At 35.1% G+C, this 18,593-nt stretch carries 16 protein-coding genes and 1 pseudogene; 3 read left to right on the top strand and 14 right to left on the bottom strand.

Annotated elements, in window-relative coordinates:
- Positions 1–21 precede the first annotated feature (21 nt).
- The 6 genes and pseudogenes from FGK96_RS02475 to FGK96_RS02450 form a co-directional block, all read right to left on the bottom strand.
- Positions 22–1,020 (bottom strand): annotated as a pseudogene (locus FGK96_RS02475) (serine hydrolase).
- Positions 1,021–1,359: 339 nt separating this feature from the next.
- Positions 1,360–1,968 (bottom strand): superoxide dismutase SodA, encoded by a 609-nt coding sequence (gene sodA, locus FGK96_RS02470; RefSeq protein ID WP_138081033.1) that lies wholly within the window; start codon positions 1,966–1,968, stop codon positions 1,360–1,362.
- A gap of 118 nt (positions 1,969–2,086) precedes the next feature.
- A complete protein-coding gene (holA, locus tag FGK96_RS02465; protein WP_138081031.1) occupies positions 2,087–3,118 on the bottom strand; it encodes a DNA polymerase III subunit delta in 1,032 nt (343 codons plus the stop codon).
- A gap of 73 nt (positions 3,119–3,191) precedes the next feature.
- A complete protein-coding gene (locus FGK96_RS02460; RefSeq protein ID WP_420031100.1) occupies positions 3,192–5,435 on the bottom strand; it encodes a DNA internalization-related competence protein ComEC/Rec2 in 2,244 nt (747 codons plus the stop codon).
- Entirely contained in the window at positions 5,416–6,102 is a 687-nt protein-coding gene (locus FGK96_RS02455) for a helix-hairpin-helix domain-containing protein (RefSeq protein ID WP_138081029.1), read from the bottom strand. The genes FGK96_RS02460 and FGK96_RS02455 overlap by 20 nt, the downstream gene beginning before the upstream one ends.
- A gap of 68 nt (positions 6,103–6,170) precedes the next feature.
- Complete coding sequence (locus FGK96_RS02450; RefSeq protein ID WP_138081027.1) at positions 6,171–6,911, bottom strand: lysophospholipid acyltransferase family protein; 741 nt, start codon at positions 6,909–6,911, stop codon at positions 6,171–6,173.
- 146 nt (positions 6,912–7,057) lie between these two features.
- Between FGK96_RS02450 and FGK96_RS02445 the strand changes: the two genes are divergently transcribed.
- From FGK96_RS02445 to FGK96_RS02435, 3 genes are read left to right on the top strand one after another with little or no spacing between them, the layout of a single operon-like run.
- Positions 7,058–7,807 carry a tRNA1(Val) (adenine(37)-N6)-methyltransferase gene (locus FGK96_RS02445; protein ID WP_138081025.1) on the top strand — a complete coding sequence of 250 codons (750 nt, stop codon included), beginning with the start codon at positions 7,058–7,060 and terminating at the stop codon, positions 7,805–7,807.
- Positions 7,758–8,048, top strand: a complete 291-nt coding sequence (locus FGK96_RS10685) for a DUF3923 family protein (protein ID WP_138081023.1) — start codon at positions 7,758–7,760, stop codon at positions 8,046–8,048. Before FGK96_RS02445 ends, FGK96_RS10685 begins: the two co-directional genes overlap by 50 nt.
- Entirely contained in the window at positions 8,038–8,319 is a 282-nt protein-coding gene (locus tag FGK96_RS02435; protein WP_172601582.1) for a GIY-YIG nuclease family protein, read from the top strand. Before FGK96_RS10685 ends, FGK96_RS02435 begins: the two co-directional genes overlap by 11 nt.
- 223 nt (positions 8,320–8,542) lie before the next feature.
- On the opposite strand, the gene FGK96_RS02430 is transcribed toward FGK96_RS02435, so the two are convergent.
- From FGK96_RS02430 to FGK96_RS02395, 8 genes are all read right to left on the bottom strand, one after another.
- Positions 8,543–10,549 carry a potassium transporter Kup gene (locus FGK96_RS02430; RefSeq protein ID WP_138081021.1) on the bottom strand — a complete coding sequence of 669 codons (2,007 nt, stop codon included), beginning with the start codon at positions 10,547–10,549 and terminating at the stop codon, positions 8,543–8,545.
- A 128-nt stretch (positions 10,550–10,677) separates the two neighbouring features.
- Entirely contained in the window at positions 10,678–12,294 is a 1,617-nt protein-coding gene (locus FGK96_RS02425; RefSeq protein ID WP_138081019.1) for a DEAD/DEAH box helicase, read from the bottom strand.
- A gap of 513 nt (positions 12,295–12,807) precedes the next feature.
- A complete protein-coding gene (locus FGK96_RS02420) occupies positions 12,808–13,434 on the bottom strand; it encodes a hypothetical protein (RefSeq protein ID WP_138081017.1) in 627 nt (208 codons plus the stop codon).
- Positions 13,431–13,628: a hypothetical protein gene (locus tag FGK96_RS02415; protein ID WP_138081015.1), complete on the bottom strand. Its 198-nt coding sequence runs from the start codon at positions 13,626–13,628 to the stop codon at positions 13,431–13,433. Before FGK96_RS02415 ends, FGK96_RS02420 begins: the two co-directional genes overlap by 4 nt.
- Positions 13,629–13,684: 56 nt before the next feature.
- Positions 13,685–14,323, bottom strand: coding sequence for a DUF6287 domain-containing protein (locus FGK96_RS02410; RefSeq protein ID WP_138081013.1), 639 nt, complete (start codon positions 14,321–14,323; stop codon positions 13,685–13,687).
- Positions 14,324–14,469: 146 nt separating this feature from the next.
- Positions 14,470–16,014, bottom strand: a complete 1,545-nt coding sequence (locus FGK96_RS02405) for a peptide chain release factor 3 (RefSeq protein WP_138081011.1) — start codon at positions 16,012–16,014, stop codon at positions 14,470–14,472.
- Between the two features lie 181 nt (positions 16,015–16,195).
- Complete coding sequence (locus FGK96_RS02400; RefSeq protein WP_138081009.1) at positions 16,196–16,888, bottom strand: TIGR02206 family membrane protein; 693 nt, start codon at positions 16,886–16,888, stop codon at positions 16,196–16,198.
- 97 nt (positions 16,889–16,985) lie between these two features.
- Complete coding sequence (locus FGK96_RS02395; protein ID WP_138081007.1) at positions 16,986–18,350, bottom strand: UDP-N-acetylmuramoyl-tripeptide--D-alanyl-D-alanine ligase; 1,365 nt, start codon at positions 18,348–18,350, stop codon at positions 16,986–16,988.
- Positions 18,351–18,593 lie beyond the last annotated feature (243 nt).

The following is an 18,593-nucleotide window of genomic DNA, read 5'->3' as shown; positions in this document are numbered from 1 at the left end:
GGTACTTTAAATATTCAGCAATTAGGCTTTATTTTGATTAACACGATGCCACTCGTTTATGACATAGGTAAGACCGACCAGTTGATTATAACCCTCTCCTGAAATTTCAAAGGATTCTTCTGTACTTCCTCCTAGGTTTTCAGTATAAAGAGCAATTAAGTAAGGATTTTTTTCGCAGACAATCGCCCCTACATTCAAGGCTTCTCTCACATAGCCAGGCTTTTGGTAAATAGTAATATTTGGCAAATAGGTTTTATAATAGTCTCCTGGAAATGATTCACCAATATAATATAGGATATCCTTATACTTATTTCTATGCTTCCAAAGATAATCTAGAACTTGGATGTAATACTCTGTTGTCGTCTTGTTACCCTCTTCAAGTATCGTTTTTATCTCTGATTTGGACTTACCATATCTACCAAATTTTTTATAAGCCTTATCCATACCACCAAGACGATCAGCCAAAGCATAAGCTGGAGTGTTTTCAGAATACAGTAAAGAGTACTCTTGCATTTCTGAGATAGACATAGCCCCGTCAAATTAATTAACATATGCCATATGTTCCCTGTCATACTCATAAGTTGTATTAGTTATATCAAAACGTTGCTCAAGGTTATATTTCCCTTTCTCTGTCTCATCAACAACTAACATATTAAGAGGAAGTTTATAGGTTGAACCAGCAGTCATCGGTTGCCTATCATTCATTGAGAAGGTTTTACCAGATTCTAAGTCTTTGTAACTAAAAGCTACTTGAGAATGATCGATACCAAATTCATCCAAATAGGCTTTGACAGTATCTACCAAACTTAGCTTATCATATTCATAATATAAACCTAAAGCGTTCATCCTGGCTAAGTCAGCATCCATTACAGCCTTTTTGGCTTCTGCTGATTTTTCTACTCGATTACCATTTTTCTTTACTACTTTTTTTACTTCTTGTGTCACTTGGTGCGTCTTAGCCTTTTCCAAAGCTGACACAGTTACTACTAAACCTAAAGCAATGACCAAGAAAACTAACATAACAATATTAACTGTTTGAGGAACCTCAAAAAATCTTCTCTTACGCAACCCCATTCTCCTCTCAATTATATTTTATATTATTTTAATTAAAAATCAAGGGAATGTTGCGTTTTTTAGACAATTATATGTCAATTATATTACAAAATAGAAGTTTGGAGTTTTCAAAGAATTATTTTACCAAAAAGACCACGGGATAGACACAAAATTAGACTTATTTAAATTGCTTAAATAAATCCTGATTAGCTAACCCTTTAAACTTCTATGATATAAAAAAAGAAATATATTTCTAAAGCAAAAAAAACTGGCCTTTTGGTCAGTTCTTCATAAATTATCATCAGTTTAAGCTTTAGCAGCTTTGTACAGTTCATCAACTTTATTCCAGTTAATAATTTCAAAGAAGGCTTTGATATAGTTTGGACGAATATTACGGTAATTTAAATAATAGGCATGTTCCCAAACATCAAGTCCCAAAATAGGGTGTTTCCCTTCAGATATTGGAGTATCTTGATTCGCAGTAGACATAACTTCTAGTTTACCTTCATTATTAACGACTAACCAAGCCCAGCCCGAGCCAAAACGGCTAGTTGCTGCAGTCGTAAAAGCGTCTTTAAAAGCCTCGAAGGAACCAAATGTCTCATCAATTGCACTTGCCACATCGCTAGTCACTTCAGTTTTTTCTGGAGAGAGTATTTCCCAAAAAAGTGCATGATTGAGATGCCCACCTCCGTTATTAACCAAAGCTTGACGGATATCCTCAGGAATAGCTGAAACATCTGCTAAAAGCTCTTCAAGGTTTTCACCAAGTTCTGGATGTTTTTCAAGTGCCGCATTAGCATTAGCAACATAGGTTGCATGATGTTTATCATGATGAAGTATCATTGTTTCTTTATCAAATTGGGGCTCTAAAGCATCATATGCATAGGGAAGTTCAGGTAAAATAATAGCCATTTGTATTCCTCTTTTCCATTGTTGATAAGACTATAGTAACCTAATTTGATAGAGCTTTCAACTATTTTGATTAATTCTAAATAAGGTATGACTACTAGAATAAGTTCCCAATTAGACCTCAACCAATCATCAATTTTAGGATGGCTAAATCAAATAAATAGGTTTTATCATTGACCCCTTTTTTAATTTGATAGTCAGTTTCAATCAATACTTTCACTATTTTTTCTAAATAAGCAATACTTAAATTTTGTGAATCACGAATAGCGAATTTTACTTGGTAGGGGTTAACTCTCCGTGCCATCAAATCAGAAAGAGCCAAGACTATTTGTTGCTCATTCTTACTATCTTGTAGTAACAACTTAATTTGTAAATATAGCCGAAATTGTCCTAACAAAATAGCAATCAATTTAATTTCATCTTCACCAGCTAGTCTGAGATCATGGACCAATTCAGCTACTTGATCACTACTTCCTTGTAAAATAAAACGCGATAAATCAAAAATATTATCATTAAGTGTTTTTGGAATTGCCTCATCGACATCTTCTAAAGAGATATTACCTTGTCCCTTATATGTTTTTAAAAACAATAAATTTTTTGCTATCTCGCTAAAGTCTCCATTGGATTTTAAAAGAAGCTTATCAAAAACACCACTATCAAATATCAACCCAATTTCTTTTCCCCTTGACTGAAAATATTGCTTTAGTTCTACTTCTTTTAAAGGAAGCGCTTCAATAACCTCCGCATCACGCTTTAATAACTTAACGATACGTCTCTTTCCATCCAGCTTCCCAGGCGCAAAGATAATTAACTTTGTCGTTCCTAGAGGTTTCTCCAAATAACTTTCGAAAGATTTAAGCTCATCTTCTTTCAGGTGATTCTTTTTTTGTGTCGTAATATCAACGAAATGATCAAAGATGACAACTTTGGAATCAGCGAAAAAAGGAAGACTTAGTAAATCCATTTCTGCTTCAGAATATCCTCCTTCTGATAAATCAAAATAGGAGTAGGCTAAGTCCTCTTTATTATAAGCAATTGCTTTCAGAACTTCCTCTTTAATCTGGCTGAATTGCCCTAAATCATCACCTGTAACTAAGGTTATAAGACCTAGTTTATCTTTTGACAATTTCTTTACTTTTTCGATTGCAATCATGTACCTATTATACCATCTTATCTTTAAAATTGAAGAAAAGCTCTTAGATTTCTACTATATAAAAATCACTCTATTAGCGACAAGTCTCAATTTCCCACTGACTACGTCCAGTAAATCGTATGGCTCCTTGTTGATCCGTCCGATAAACCTTGACATGTCGCTCTTTAAACCGTTCTAAAGTTTCGGGGCTTGGATGCTTAAAAGCATTATTGTTACCAGCAGAAATCAAAGCAACCTTCGTTGATATTGTATTTAGAAAATCTTCTGTAGAGGATCCTTTGGATCCATGATGCCCCACTTTCAAGATATCTACTTTTAAGTCTGGGTATTTTTCAAGTAACGTTTTTTCACCTTCTGCTTCAATATCACCTGTAAAAAGAAAGTTTTTTCCTAATAAACGACCATATAAAATTAAAGAGTCATTATTTTTACCATCTCCTATCGACCATGGATAAAGAACCTGTAAGTGACTCCCCATTATAGAAAGTCGGTCACCGGCCTTAACCAGCTTTGTTTTAATTTTCATAGCTTTAAGCCTATTCACAAAACTAATATTTTTCATACTTCCCTGACTAGTTAAAATCTCCTTAACTTCAAAGTTTTTGGCAACTTCCTCCATATCTCCTACATGATCATTGTCAGTATGAGTTAGTAATAGATAATCAATTTTTGTAATCCCCCTTGACTTAAGATAGGGAATAAGGGTTTTATCAGCATTAGATTGTCTATACTTTTTTTGCCAGGTTTCTCTCCCATCAAAATAGTGTACGCCACCGACATCAATCAAAAGAGTTTTGTTATTCATATCTCTAATTAAAATACTATCTCCTTGTCCAACATCTACAACGGTAATTTCATTAAGGAACGGTGTTCTCACACTCAGAAAGAGAAAAACAATGACACAAGCTGGTAAGAAAACAGCTTTCTTTTTTGAGAGTTGATTGACAAAAAAAGCAAGAACTATGATAAGTAGGAAAAATTGGATTACATTTGGATTTCCTAAAGTTATTGGTTTACTAGTATATCTTCCAATAAGATGAACTAATTTTTCCATAAGCAAAAACAAACTATTAAAGATACTGAATTTTATCAATGGAGATAAAAGAAAGGTTACGCACAAGATTGGGAGAATTACATTATCAAATAGAAAAGAAAAAAGAATAGTCAATAAAATAGCCATTACATTATATTGTGAAAAATAGCTAATTAAAAACGGGAGAAGACAAAGATTTAAAGCGAAAGTTTCATAAACCCTCCTTCTAATCCCTTCAAAATTTTCAAAGCGAAGTACTGTAATAAAAAAAGCATAGGCAAATGATAGAACGCCTCCAATACTCAGTAGAAACTGATGATCACAAATAAACATCAGTAAGAACGCTAAAGCAATATTGTCAAGTCCCTTAAAACCAAAATTCCTTAAATTACTTTGCCACAAACTCCGTAAAACAGAAATGCTAAATCCAGTGATAAAGGCATAAAATAAAGAAAACAAAATATCTAAATAAGGAAAGTAATCTCTAGGAATACCTAAAAGTATCAATAGTTTACGAAAATAGTTAAGGAAAAAAGCAACTTGCATTCCCGATAAGGCAAATAGATGTATAATCCCTAGTTGACTATAAATCCGGGTCATTTCACCGAAAGATTTATCCAAATAGCCAAATAAAAGTCCTGTCATGTAATCAGACATTGGTTTGGGAAATTCTTTTTGACAGATTATGATAGCCTGGCGTCGCCAAGTTCGCACAATTTCGACTAAGTTCCTAGTCGGGCTTTTTGATAACTGATTTAACCCTTTTATATGCCCTATACGGTGTATCCCTTGATATTTTAGAAATGCTCGATAATCAAATCCTGAAAAATTACGAATACCCTCAGCTTCTTCCAAAGGTATCTCAGAAACAATGTTTAAATAGTCTCTGTTTTCCCTAAAAAACATTAATTCCCTTTCGCTCTTCAATTTATAGAAAAGCTTATACCTACTATGTTTATGCTCTCCAGTGAAGGTTAAAGAGTCTCCATTAATGGCAACTGTATCTGGAATAAGTCTGACTTGACTAATCTTCTTCGGCTGTTGATTATAAACTTTATTTTCATGCCATTGCCAATAGCTAAATAGAGACATTGTTGAGACTGAAAGACATATCAACCAAGGAATAATTCTTTTTTTGTAATGTTTGATAACTAAAGAGATTATTAAAATATCTACAATTATAAGAGGAATGCTGGGAAAACGAACTGTGTAATAAGAAAAGATAACAAGGTAGACAATCTGAATTAAAGGCATAGGCATCTGTCTAATCAATGCTAATATCATCTTTGAGTTTTTCTAATGTCTTTTGCCCAATTCCAGAAATCTTTAAGAGATCTTCTAATTTCTTAAACCCTCCCTGACTATCTCGAACATCAATAATTTCCTTGGCTCTTTTCTCTCCTATTCCCGGAATCTTTGTTAAATCTTCAAGTTTTGCGACATTGATATTAATTTTTAAATCAAGTTTCTCTTTCTCTATCGTACTAGAATCACTACCGTTTTCTTCGTTAGGAATAACTGATCTATTTTCCCCAACTTTTGCAATATACACTACGCTACCGTCACTTAATTTTTGAGCTAAATTAACAGCTCTCCTATCTGCAGATTCCGTAAGCCCACCCGCCTTTTTAATAAGATCCGTCACACGACTTTCCTTATTAAGACGATAGACGCCTTCTTGCTTGACTGCTCCTTTGATATCAACGACAATTTCTTTATTAGCTTGTTCTTGAGCTGATGCTATTTCTCTAGCACTAGCTTTTGTTTCTTGACTTTCTTGGATTGTCTCAAGTTTTACAGTGGAAGCAGTATTGTCAGGTACCTCTTTTCTACCAACTAGGAGAATAATAAGTAAGAAAAAAACTCCAATAAATAGCAGTATTGTCAGTAATTGTATTTTCGATATAAAATAGCACATTTTGTCTTTACAAGATATCAAGTGTTTAATCATTCATATCACCTCAATTATTTATTCGGAAATATGATGAAAAACATAAAAAAAATATCCCGAAAGATATTTTAATAAGTATGTTTATCCGGATCCCAAACAAAACTAGCTAGCAGAGAAAATAATAGCGTTAATAGTAAGATAACTATCGCAATCAAAACTAACGGAAAGCGATAAATATAAGTTAAAGGATTGCGTCTTTTTCCAGGTTGAAACTGGGCATTTTCTTCATCAATCCGATCAAACTCTGCTTGGATACGACTGGCAACTTCTTTAATCCCTTCGTCATTCATCCGTTTTATATCTGAGATATCAATAGGATGACCAAAATTCATATCGACGCGGTCACCTAGAATAAGTCCTTTTAGCGTCATTGGTCCAGCATAAGCAGCTGGCAGAATTTTAACCTTGGCCATCTTGGCGATAACAGCAACGCCTCCTTTTACATCTTTTGAATGACGGCTTCCACTAGGAAACATAACCAAGGAACGATTTTTCTTTTTTAAAACATTTACAGGATAACGGATAGCATCAGGTGACGGTTTATCCCGATCAATTGGAAAAGCCCCACACATTTTTATCCACCATGCAAAAATTCGATTAGCAAATAATTCCTTTTTCGCCATAAATACAAATTGTTTTGGTCTCGCAGCAAACGCCATATAAACCGGATCCCAAAAAGTTCGGTGAGGAGCCACTAAAATATAATTTTCATCAGCTGGCAAAATATTTTTTTCATTATGGTAATGTGAATTACCATTAACAGCCCATAAAATAAAGACAACAAGCCCACGTAAATATGCGTAAAACACCCTATTCTCCTTCAATCATTTTAACTTCATTTATTGTATCACGAATACCATCTTTGTCAAATTCTATGTCAAAATAGCCACTTGACTCCTTGTGCTGTTAATAAGTAGTTATTTCTCAACAGGTACTTTTCTGTTATAATATTTTTATGACAGAAGAACTTTTAAAAACTGGGGAACGCGTTGATCAATTATTCTCAAACGATGTTAAAATTATTCAAAATAAGGATGTTTTTTCTTATTCAATTGATAGCGTTCTACTATCACGATTTCCAAGGCTACCTTCTAGAGGGCTAATTGTTGATTTGTGCTCTGGTAACGGTGCTGTTGGCCTTTTTGCTAGTCGCAATACTAACGCCCAAATTGTGGAAATTGAAATTCAAGAACGGTTGGCAGAAATGGCCGAACGATCTATTAAACTCAATCAGTTAGAAAAACAAGTTTCTATAATCTGTGATGATTTAAATAATCTATTAAATCACGTTCCAAGATCAGGAGTTGACCTTATCCTCTGTAACCCACCTTACTTTAAATCAACTAAAAGTTCAAAGAAAAATATCTCTAAACATTATCTCTTGGCTCGCCATGAAATCACTACAAATTTAGAAGAAATCTGTAGTATTAGTCGGCATGCTTTAAAATCTAACGGACGTTTAGCAATAGTCCATCGACCAGATCGTTTTATTGAAATAATGAATTCTTTACAAAAATATGGCCTAGCTCCCAAACGAGTTCAATTCGTATATCCCAAAGCTAGTAAAGAAGCCAATATGCTATTAATCGAAGCTATCAAGGATGGCTCCATTGAAGGAATGAAAATCTTGCCACCACTCATTGTTCACAAAGAAAATGGCGATTACACAGACGATATCAATACTCTTTATTTTGGTACAAAGTAACAACAGAAGAACGCTTTTATATATGAAAAAGACCTTATTGATCTTTAATCTCATACTTTTTGCTTTATTTCTTATTGTTGCATTCTTTTTATGGACCCGAGAAACTGATGGAACTGGCGCAATACAAACTACTCATTCCCGTCTGTTTACAGAACTTGTTTGGGGGACTTTTTATTTGTTAATACTTGCATTGCAGATGCTCTTCATTCTCACAAAAAAGGCAATTACTCATGATAAATAAGAAAGCTTATATGTATGTTTTAGAATGTGCTGACAAGACACTTTATACAGGATATACAACTGACATCGACAGAAGGATAAAAACCCATAATGAAGGGAAGGGAGCTAAATACACGCGTTCTCGCTTGCCAGTTAAACTACTATATACTGAATCTTTTGCAAGCAAACAAGAGGCTATGAGTGCAGAGGCACTTTTCAAAAAACGAAAAAGCCGCCAAGAAAAATTAATTTATATAAAAGAACATCAAACTTGTTTAAAGAAAGAGAGCTAATATAAACTTTCAATTCTCAAAATCCCTAAAATTGTAGTAATTATACCATAAAGTCGATCAAAAAATGGTTATTTGTCAACTGTAATGGTTGAGAAAAAAACTTATCAGACTAGCAAATAAACTAAAATTAAATGGACTTAGTTCTATATTGGAGAGAACTAAGTCCATTTTTAAAATACAACAGTTGACTATTTGAAGTCAGTTGAAATGCTTTTACTGGTTTTTAAATCGTTTCAGCTTTTGGATCAACTTCTTTCACTTCTTTTATTGGTAATTTCAAGATATCAGAGAGCATTAGTGGAACCAGCTCTATTTTTACCTCTGAATATTGCAAACCAAACCAACGAGTAGGCGTTGCTGTGAAATGTTTGATACTTGCTTTTGTTTGCATGATAAAACGTTCAAAACCACTTAACTGTCTAGCTTGAGAAACACGTTCTTCAATAATAACGAAACGGAAATCACCTACTTCACGTCCACGAGAAATTGAATACTCCTGAACTTGTTTTGGTAAACGACCACTTTCCATTAAATCTTGAACAATAGTTCTTAAATAACGCGGAACAGTCTGAGGCATTCTAAATCCTAAATAGAGTTCCACTTTAACCATGTAGTCCGTTCCCATCATGTCAACCTTGTACTTAGCTGTGTAAGGTTCATCTGTTACCTTTACATTTACAAACCAGTATACTTTAGCCCGCTTTGGTCGCTTATCCAGGATGGAATATAGGATTGACTTATCAATCATGTTGTCATTAATCCTATTTGTCAAATACACAACATTCGTTTGATACAAATCAATAGATGTGTCATCTCGAAGAGCCTTAATCTGTTCACGATAATCTAGTAGATTAAGAGACTTAACATATTTAAATACAATCTTAGTTCCTCGATACCAAATGAACATTAAAGAAACAATTGTCAGCGCAATGATAACAACCACATACCCTCCATGGAAAAACTTAACGGCTGAAGCCCAAAAGAAGATAAATTCAATAACTGCAAAAAATGACATCACTAAGTGAGCAAGAACTGATTTCATTCCGCGCTTGATAAGATAGTAATTGAGCAGAATCGTAGTCATTAACATCGTAATTGTAATGGCCAGACCATAGGCTGATTCCATATGAGCGGAATTTCTAAAATATAAAACTGTACTTGACGTAATGAGAAACAAAACCCAGTTAATTACAGGGATATAAAGTTGACCCAAGTTTTCACCCGGATAGGTAACTCTAAAGAGCGGAAAAATTTTCAAGCGCATGGCTTCTGCTACCAAGGTAAATGAACCTGTTATTAAAGCTTGCGAGGCAATAATAGCAGCTAGCGTTGCCAAAATAACAGCATAAACGCGAAAAGCTTCGGGAACACTAGCAAAGAATGGATTTAACTCTATTCCACTATTTTTATTAGCCAAAATCCAAGCTCCTTGACCACAATAGGATAAGAGTATACAAACCTTAACAAATGGCCAACTAACATAAATATTACCACGACCAACATGGCCCAAATCTGAATAAAGGGCTTCGGCACCGGTAGTTGCAAGGAAAATAGAACCTAAGATAAAAATGCCACGGTGATTTTCCGGGCTCAATAATAAGTGGATAGCATAGTAGGGATTGATGGCTTTAAAGATTTCCAAATGACCAAGGCTGTTCATTATTCCGGTCAAGCCAAGAAAGCTAAACCAAATAAACATAACCGGACCAAATAGTTTACCAATCATACTTGTTCCAAATCTTTGAATACTGAACAGTGTTAGTAGAATCAACAAAGTAGTAATAATAACATTTGTTTGATTGGCATAGATATGGTCAATACCAGGCACAGCTTTCAAGCCTTCAATCGCTGAAGTAACTGTTACTGCAGGAGTCAAGGCACCATCTGATAACAGAGTTGCTCCACCAATCATGGCTGGAACAATGAGCCACTTCGACATTCTTCTAACCAAAGTATAGAGAGAAAAAATACCGCCCTCATGATGATTATCTGCCTTTAAGGCTATCCAAACATATTTAACAGTAGTGATTAGGGTTAAAGTCCAAAAAATTAATGAAACTGAACCTAAGATAAACTGTTCAGATATTTGCGATAAACCATCTTGATTCTCAACTAAGGATTGCATGGTATAGAGGGGGCTAGTTCCAATATCACCATAGACAATTCCAAGTGCAATAATAAATCCAGCTTTTGTAGCTTTATCAAAAGCTGGGTGATTGGCATTAGACATCCAATCGTCCTCCTAATATTCATTAAAAATACCAAAAATGGTTGAACTCATTATAACAAATTATGAAATAAAAAGATATGAAAGACAAATAAAAAAGAAAGCTGAAAACGCGTTCAGCTCTCATTCAATTATTCACCTTTATGGCGGATGACGAATCCGGAATCCTTACCTGCAGACTTTTTATCTTTGTTAAAGAATTCTTTTGCCTGACGTTTTGACTTACGCTTAAAGTCACGACTTCCGCCATTCTCATCACGTTTGTCTTTGCGACGGTCATCACGTCTTTCTCCGCCACGACGGTCATCACGTTTCCCACGATAACCACCACGGCGTTCACCATCACGGCTACCTCTACCTCGACCACCTTTGGAAGATTTTTTACCACCTCCGTGGCCACCACCAACATATTTGAATGGAAGTGGTTTTTCACGTGCAATTTCAACTTCTGGTTGATCCGCTGGGTCTTGAACAGTTAAACTCAAAATATAAAGTGCTAACTCTTCAGGTGTAAATTCAGAGGCTAATTGGATAGCGTCACCTTTAAACTTTTCAAAATTTGAACGAATTGCTTCATCTGCAAAATCACGTTCAATCTTTTTAAGTGCCACTTTTTTCTTTGCTTGAAAAGCTTCTTCAGCCGTTGCTGGCTTCAGTGGTTTCATTTGTTTCTTAGTCAAGTTTTCAATCATGCTTAAGTAACCCATTTCATTTGGTGAAACAAAAGTGATTGATTCTCCGGATTTACCAGCACGGCCTGTACGACCGATACGGTGAACATAAGACTCCGGATCTTGTGTAATATCGTAGTTATACACATGGGTTACGTTTGAAATGTCAAGACCACGCGCAGCAACGTCTGTTGCTACTAAGATATCAACCTGATCTCCCTTAAAATCACGGATAACGCGTAAACGTTTATTCTGATCAAGGTCACCATGGATACCTTCAGCACGGAAACCTCGTAATTTCAAACCACGAGTAATTTCATCGACGCGACGCTTTGTCCGGCCAAAAACAATTGATAATTCTGGTTGGTCAACGTCCATCAACCGTGTCATGGTATCAAATTTTTCTTGTTCTTTCACGCGAACATAATATTGTTCAACATTCACATTTGTAAGTTCTTTATTTTTAATTTGAACGTGCTCTGGATTTTTCATAAACTTAACACCAATTTGTTTAATAGGTGCTGGCATAGTTGCTGAAAATAGCAAGGTTTGGCGTTCCTCAGGGACACGGCTAATAATAGCTTCAATATCTTCTAAGAATCCCATATTAAGCATTTCATCAGCTTCATCCAAAATAAGCGTCTCAACATGGTCAAGTTTTAATGCTTTACGTTTAATTAAGTCAAGTAAACGACCTGGTGTACCAACAACAATATGAGCTCCTGATTTAAGGGCTTTAATTTGTTTATCAATACTTGCACCACCGTAGACGGAGCGAACTTTAACGCCTTTATCACGACCAAAACGGAAAAGTTCTTCCTGACTTTGCACAGCAAGTTCACGCGTTGGAGCAATAACAAGTGCTTGGATGATATTTTCATCCGTACGGATCTTATTCAAGGTTGGAAGACCAAAAGCAGCTGTTTTACCAGTTCCTGTTTGTGCTTGACCAATGACATCTTTTCCTTCTAAAGCTAATGGAATAGTCATCTCTTGGATAGGAGATGCTTTTTCAAAACCTGCTGTTACAACAGCTGATTGGATGTCTTCAGATAAGTTTAATTCTGTAAATTTCAAATGTTTCTCTTTTCTAAAAAAGCAGTGCGAAGCTGCCTTATAAGCCTTTATAGTTCTGTCGTTCAATTAACAACTAGACTAGTGTAACATAATTAAATCTAAAAAGATAGGAAAGAAGTTATGAAAAGGTTTTTATAAAAAATAATAGTGAAATAAGGGCTAAGTAATCTTTTTTAATTACTATTTAAATCTATCATATAATAGTCTAACTCTTTACACTGTTTTTAGGCAAAACTAACGAGTAATACGAGTTGTCCAAATCCTTTAGACCTAGTAAAAAAGCCAAAAACACTAGGTTTTTGACCTTCTGAGATTTTTAGTGTATAGAAACTATTCACGAAACAATTTCTGCTTAAGTTTGGAAATATAAACTAAAAGAAGGTTGACGGATACTATAAAACTCCTTTATCTCCCTCGAATGGTTAATTACCTATCTGTTAGACATCCATTCGGGCTAGCCAAGTAACAGACAGGATTTTTTCTTCAGTCTAGACTTCCTTGGAAACCTTATTTTTATTGTTTGATAAGTGTTGGACCAGTCAGCGGGTAATTATAATCAAATTCTGAATCAATCCCGGTCTGCCATAGGATCGGTGTTAGACTATTCCCCTCAACATGCATGCCAAAAACGTACTTGATATTGTAACCACCAATACCTCCAAGAATCATAATAGCTTGATCTGCACCATAATTTCCTACTAATTGATAATTCCCATTTCCTCTATCATAAACGCCCTTAAAATGAACCGTTTTGGATTGGACATCAGAACTTGACTTCAGTGATTGATCTACGCGAGTGACTGTACCATCCTCACTAATAGTAATCGTCACAAAAAAATCAGACTTAAGTTGAATAGCCCAAGTTCCAATGCTAGCAGCTGGCATGGGAGCCAAAGCAGAGCTATCTAGTGTTGGTGTCATTTCTTCTGAGGATTGACTTGCCTTGCTTACTTGAGCGCTATTTTCTTTATCATTTAGAATATTAGGTTGGTTAACCTCTTTAGTCACACCTGTCACTGGAATTTCTGAACTTGAACTAGTTTTATCCCTAGGAGGCAACACAGCTTGCTGGTTTTGGGCTTCTTGACTTTGTCCTTTATCAAGCTCAGTCTTATTATTTAGGACATCTACGGTCTTCATTTTCTTGTCGTCGGTTTTCTTTGACAGTTTGGAAAGGTTACTTGTATTTTTATTAGCAACAGCTTTTTTTGTTTAAGAGAAGTTACCCTATTTGGAAAATACTCTTTACCCGTCTCTTTATATTGCCCGAGATAAAGAATACTTGAACAAGCCAATAACACAACTAAAACACTAACCACAAATTTCTTTGTCATTTTCGTCTTCCTCCTGAAGAATGATATATTACGAATATTATAATGACATTCCTTGATTATTGTCTATAAAATGGGTGTTCATCTGCATGGACAGATTGCCCTATAGCAATAGAATCTTGGTTATATACTGTACCAATATGGATATTTTTGACGCTAGCTGGTGTTACTATAAATCCAGCTCCAGTAATATTAGCTAAATAACAGCCATCTTTAATAGAACCCGTCCCAATTTTATCATATCCCCTAGCCAGACTACCATCAGCTTTTTTGTAGTCAAGCGTAAAACTACCATCTGCTTCAATAATCAGAACTTCTCCTAAAGCATTTTTCCAAGTTCCCGCTATTGCTGAAAAATCACGGTTATCTAATCTGGTAACAAGGGCATGAGCCGTATTAATTTGATCAGTCTGAGAGTCAAAAGTATGAGCAGGATTCTCTTGGCTACTACTTTGCTCAGGTTGGCTTCCTTTTTGACTACTACTATTGAGGTCTCCCGTATGACTGCTATTTTCCTGACTAGGATTCAATATTTCTTTTTTTGTTTCAACTTTTTTAACTCGTGTCTGACTAATTTCTTTTTTAGTTGTTTGCTCTTGAGGTTTAAAAATAAGCGATTTTACCGTTATGAAGGTTAGTAAAATCAAAATAAGTGCTGATAAGGGAATAATGAACCTTTTTTCATAATACGACTCCAAAAAATATTTTTTATTTATTATAATTAGATTATATCACTTAAATTTCAATTTGCAACATTTTTGTAACATTAATAAAATATATGTTATCTAGGTGTAAAATATATATAAAAAAAGCTAAACAGTACAGTTTAGCTTTTGTAAGAATATTACATTTTTTCTTCTAGTTGGACATCTGGGTATTTATCCGCAAACCAACGGAGAGCAAAATCATTTTCAAATAAGAAAACAGGTTGATCAAAACGGTCCTTAGCCAAAATATTACGACTTGAGGACATTCGTTGATCCAAATCTTCTTCCTTAATCCAACGAACGGTTTTCTTGCCCATAGGAGTCATAATCACCTCTGCATTATATTCACCTTCCATTCGGTGTTTAAAAACTTCAAATTGGAGTTGACCAACAGCACCAAGCATGTAGTCACCCGTCTGATAATTTTTGTAGAGTTGAATAGCCCCCTCTTGCACCAATTGCTCCATCCCTTTATGAAATGATTTTTGTTTCATGACATTTTTAGCAGAAACCTTCATAAAGATTTCTGGTGTAAAGGTTGGTAAAGGCTCAAATTCAAATTTGTTTTTGCCGACTGTTAAAGTATCACCCACTTGATAAGTTCCTGTATCATAGACACCAATAATATCACCAGCAACAGCATTTTGCACATTTTCTCGCGACTCAGCCATAAATTGGGTAACATTGGACAATTTTACACTTTTACCAGTCCGGCTTAAGTTAACACCCATTCCTTTAACAAATTCGCCTGAAACGATACGGACGAAGGCAATGCGATCCCGATGACGAGGATCCATGTTGGCCTGAATCTTAAAGACAAAACCAGAGAAATCTTTATTTAAGGGATCAATCACTCTTTCATCTGTTGTTTTATGGCCATGCGGCTCTGGAGCAAACTCCAAGAATGTATCGAGAAAAGTTTGAACACCAAAATTTGTCAAGGCTGAGCCAAAGAAAACCGGAGTTAATTCACCAGCCAATATGGCAGTCGCAGAGAATTCATTTCCAGCTTCTTGGAGTAACTCGATATCTTCAAGAGATTGTTCATAGAAGGGATTGTTAGCAAAAAGTTTAGCCCCTTCTTCTAAGTCTGCAAATCGTTGTTCCCCTTTATAAAGTTCTAAACGTTGATTGTGTAGATCGTAAAGGCCTTCGAAAGCTCTTCCCATACCAATTGGCCAATTCATAGGATATGAAGCAATTCCAAGAACCTCCTCTAATTCTTCTAACAGTTCAAGAGGCTCACGACCATCACGATCAAGCTTATTGATAAAAGTAAAGACTGGGATACCACGATGTTTCACAACTTCAAACAATTTTTTAGTTTGTGCCTCAATACCTTTTGCAGAATCCACTACCATAACAGCCGCATCAACTGCCATCAAGGTTCTGTAGGTGTCTTCAGAAAAATCCTCATGCCCCGGCGTATCCAAAATATTAACACGCTTACCTGCGTAATCAAATTGCATAACAGATGATGTTACCGAGATTCCTCTTTGTTTTTCAATATCCATCCAGTCCGATTTTGCAAACGTTCCAGTTTTTTTTCCTTTGACAGTCCCTGCTTCACGGATCTCACCACCAAAATACAGCAATTGTTCAGTGATTGTTGTTTTACCAGCATCTGGGTGACTAATGATAGCAAAAGTTCGTCTTTTTTTTATTTCTTCTTGTATTGACATAGGTCTTCCTTAGTTAGTTACAGTTCTTTTTAATTGTACTATATTTATTATTTATGTTGATAACCATTTTATCATTTCCAAGTAATGCTACATTGGGTACTCCTCAATATTTTAAAGTAAAAAAGCGCCGGATTATCGACAACTTCTTTATTATATCGGATTTTAAGTGCTTTAGCAATGACTATCCTTTTACAAGTGGAGCAAATGCTTCTTCTTTTAAGCAGTAACGGACATACACTAATTCTACTAGTCTCGCTAACATCCATAAACCTAGGGTTAGTAAGCAAAAATTCCCTACTAAATGACGACTATGTAGCAGAGGCAATTCCATAACAAACCCATAATTACCACCAGTTAAGATATTGACAATCATTAATGAAAAGTGGAGAGTCGCTAAGAAAGTGAGAGAAAACATAGAGGACGATAAATCCCTATCATAATACTGAAGTAGGTATACGAGTGCATTGACTAGTAAGGCATAATGACCTATATAAAATGAAAAGTTAGTCACATGCGTGAGAGGATAAGGATATAAATCAGGAGAAAATAAGGCAAGGATTGATCCCCCTATTCCTAATAACATCAGCAATTGCTTAAGCTTAGTTTTGTTTGGAAAGAAAAAAATAGCTAACATGCCAATACGACAATGATATAAAGGCAAAGCTTCAGCAGCTGGGAAGCCCTTAAGAATATACCAACCATAAAAAGTTATGAGTTGAAATAATTGGAGGGCTAGGAAAAAATATCGAAATCCCTTTTTTTGATAATAGTTTAATGTTAAATAAATTAGAACAGGAACCAACACCAAACAAAAAAGATAAAATTGCAAGCTAATACGTGGAAGTTCAGTGGGAGTTAAAGCAAAAAAATTCATAATAAATCCTTTCTTGATTTTTTAATTATACCTTAATCATAACTTTTGGACAAGTTAGATTGGTAATTAAAAACCAAAAATTTATTAAGAATCTTTGCTATACCAAAAGACGATTTACTACTTCTTCTAAATTCATTGAATGACTTCCCTTTATCAGGATCTGATCATTAGCTCCAAGTACTTCTTGAACATGATGACACAAGTCTTCAAACTGATCGTAAGTGTCGGTCTTTCTAAAGAAAAAGACTTTTCCAACTGGGTACATTTGACTAGCTAACTGGGCTAAAGCTTCAATATCCTTACCATAAAAAATTAAATGATTAATATCATCTGGATTCAATGCATCTATTAATTGGCAATGTAAGTCAACTGAACTTGGTCCTAATTCTTTCATGTCTGCCAACAAGGCTATTTTTTGGCCATCATGATTCGGTGCAATTTGTGCAAAAGTTTCTAAGATAAGACGCATAGCAGTAGGATTTGCATTATAGACGTCTGATAATATATCCGCTCCATTACTGGCCTTCTTCCACTCGGTTCTGTTGCGTGTCAGTTGCACATGTTCTAAAGCTTCAATAATATCTTCATCAGCGACAGCTAAGAGCTTTCCAACATAAGCAGCAAGCATAGCATTTGTCGCGTTATACTTACCTGATAATGGTAAAGTAAGAGATTGATTTAAAACATTTGTTGTGAATGATAGGCTATTTTTACTTTCCTCGATCGATTTGACAAAAATTTCCTGATTTTCACCAAAACGGATAACCATTTGGTTTTCAGGTAAATAAGGATCAATAATAGGATCTCCCGGTGCAATCAGAATACCATGAGAATTCATGCCATCAGTAATTTGCATTTTTCCTTGGGCTATTTTTTCTCGGTTACCAAAGAATTCTAAATGAGCTTCACCAATTAGAGTTACAACAGCAATATGCGGCTGAGCAATTTCTGAAAGAAGATGAATATCTCCCAGATGATCTTGGCCCATTTCAAGAACAATTTTTTCAGTATCATCGGGCATATGAAGAACCGTATAAGGCAAACCAATTTCGTTATTGTAGTTTCCTTGGGTCTTATAGGTTTTGTAGGTTGTTGCTAGTACAGCTTCAATCATATCCTTGGTAGAAGTTTTTCCATTTGAGCCCGTAACAGCAATAACATCTAAACGCATTTTTTCGATGTAGTACTTAGCAAGCTTTTGAAATGCTTTCAAACAATCTTTAACAAGAATATAGGGATGCCCACTAATCTCTTTCTCGGAAAATGTAGCGACTGCTCCACTCTCAAAAGCCCTATCTATAAAATCATGACCATCTCTCTCCCCTTTTAAAGGTAGGAAAAGATCCCCTTTTTCGATTTTACGGCTATCAAATTCGATTTGTTTCAGGGGAACGTCATCAAATTCAGAAATAATATTCTGAGCCTCCACGACCTTTGCAACTTCATACAATGATAATTTCATAATATTTCCTTCTTTTTTACAGTAACAAAAAAATTCTCACACTCATTATACCACTTTTTACAAAGAAAATTATGACATTTTAAATTGCTAAAGTATATACTATTATTTTTTACTCGAAGGTTGAGTTAAAACTTCTGATAAACTAAATAATTGTCTTTATTCTAATCAGAACCTCCATTTTCCATTCTCTTTTGCTTCAATTTTATTTTCGGGCGATATTTTAAGCACAGACCTAGAATTGCA

The organism is Streptococcus porcinus, assembly GCF_901542335.1.
In the GTDB taxonomy this organism is placed as follows: domain Bacteria; phylum Bacillota; class Bacilli; order Lactobacillales; family Streptococcaceae; genus Streptococcus; species Streptococcus porcinus_A.
This window is presented reverse-complemented; position numbering and strand designations above follow the sequence as displayed.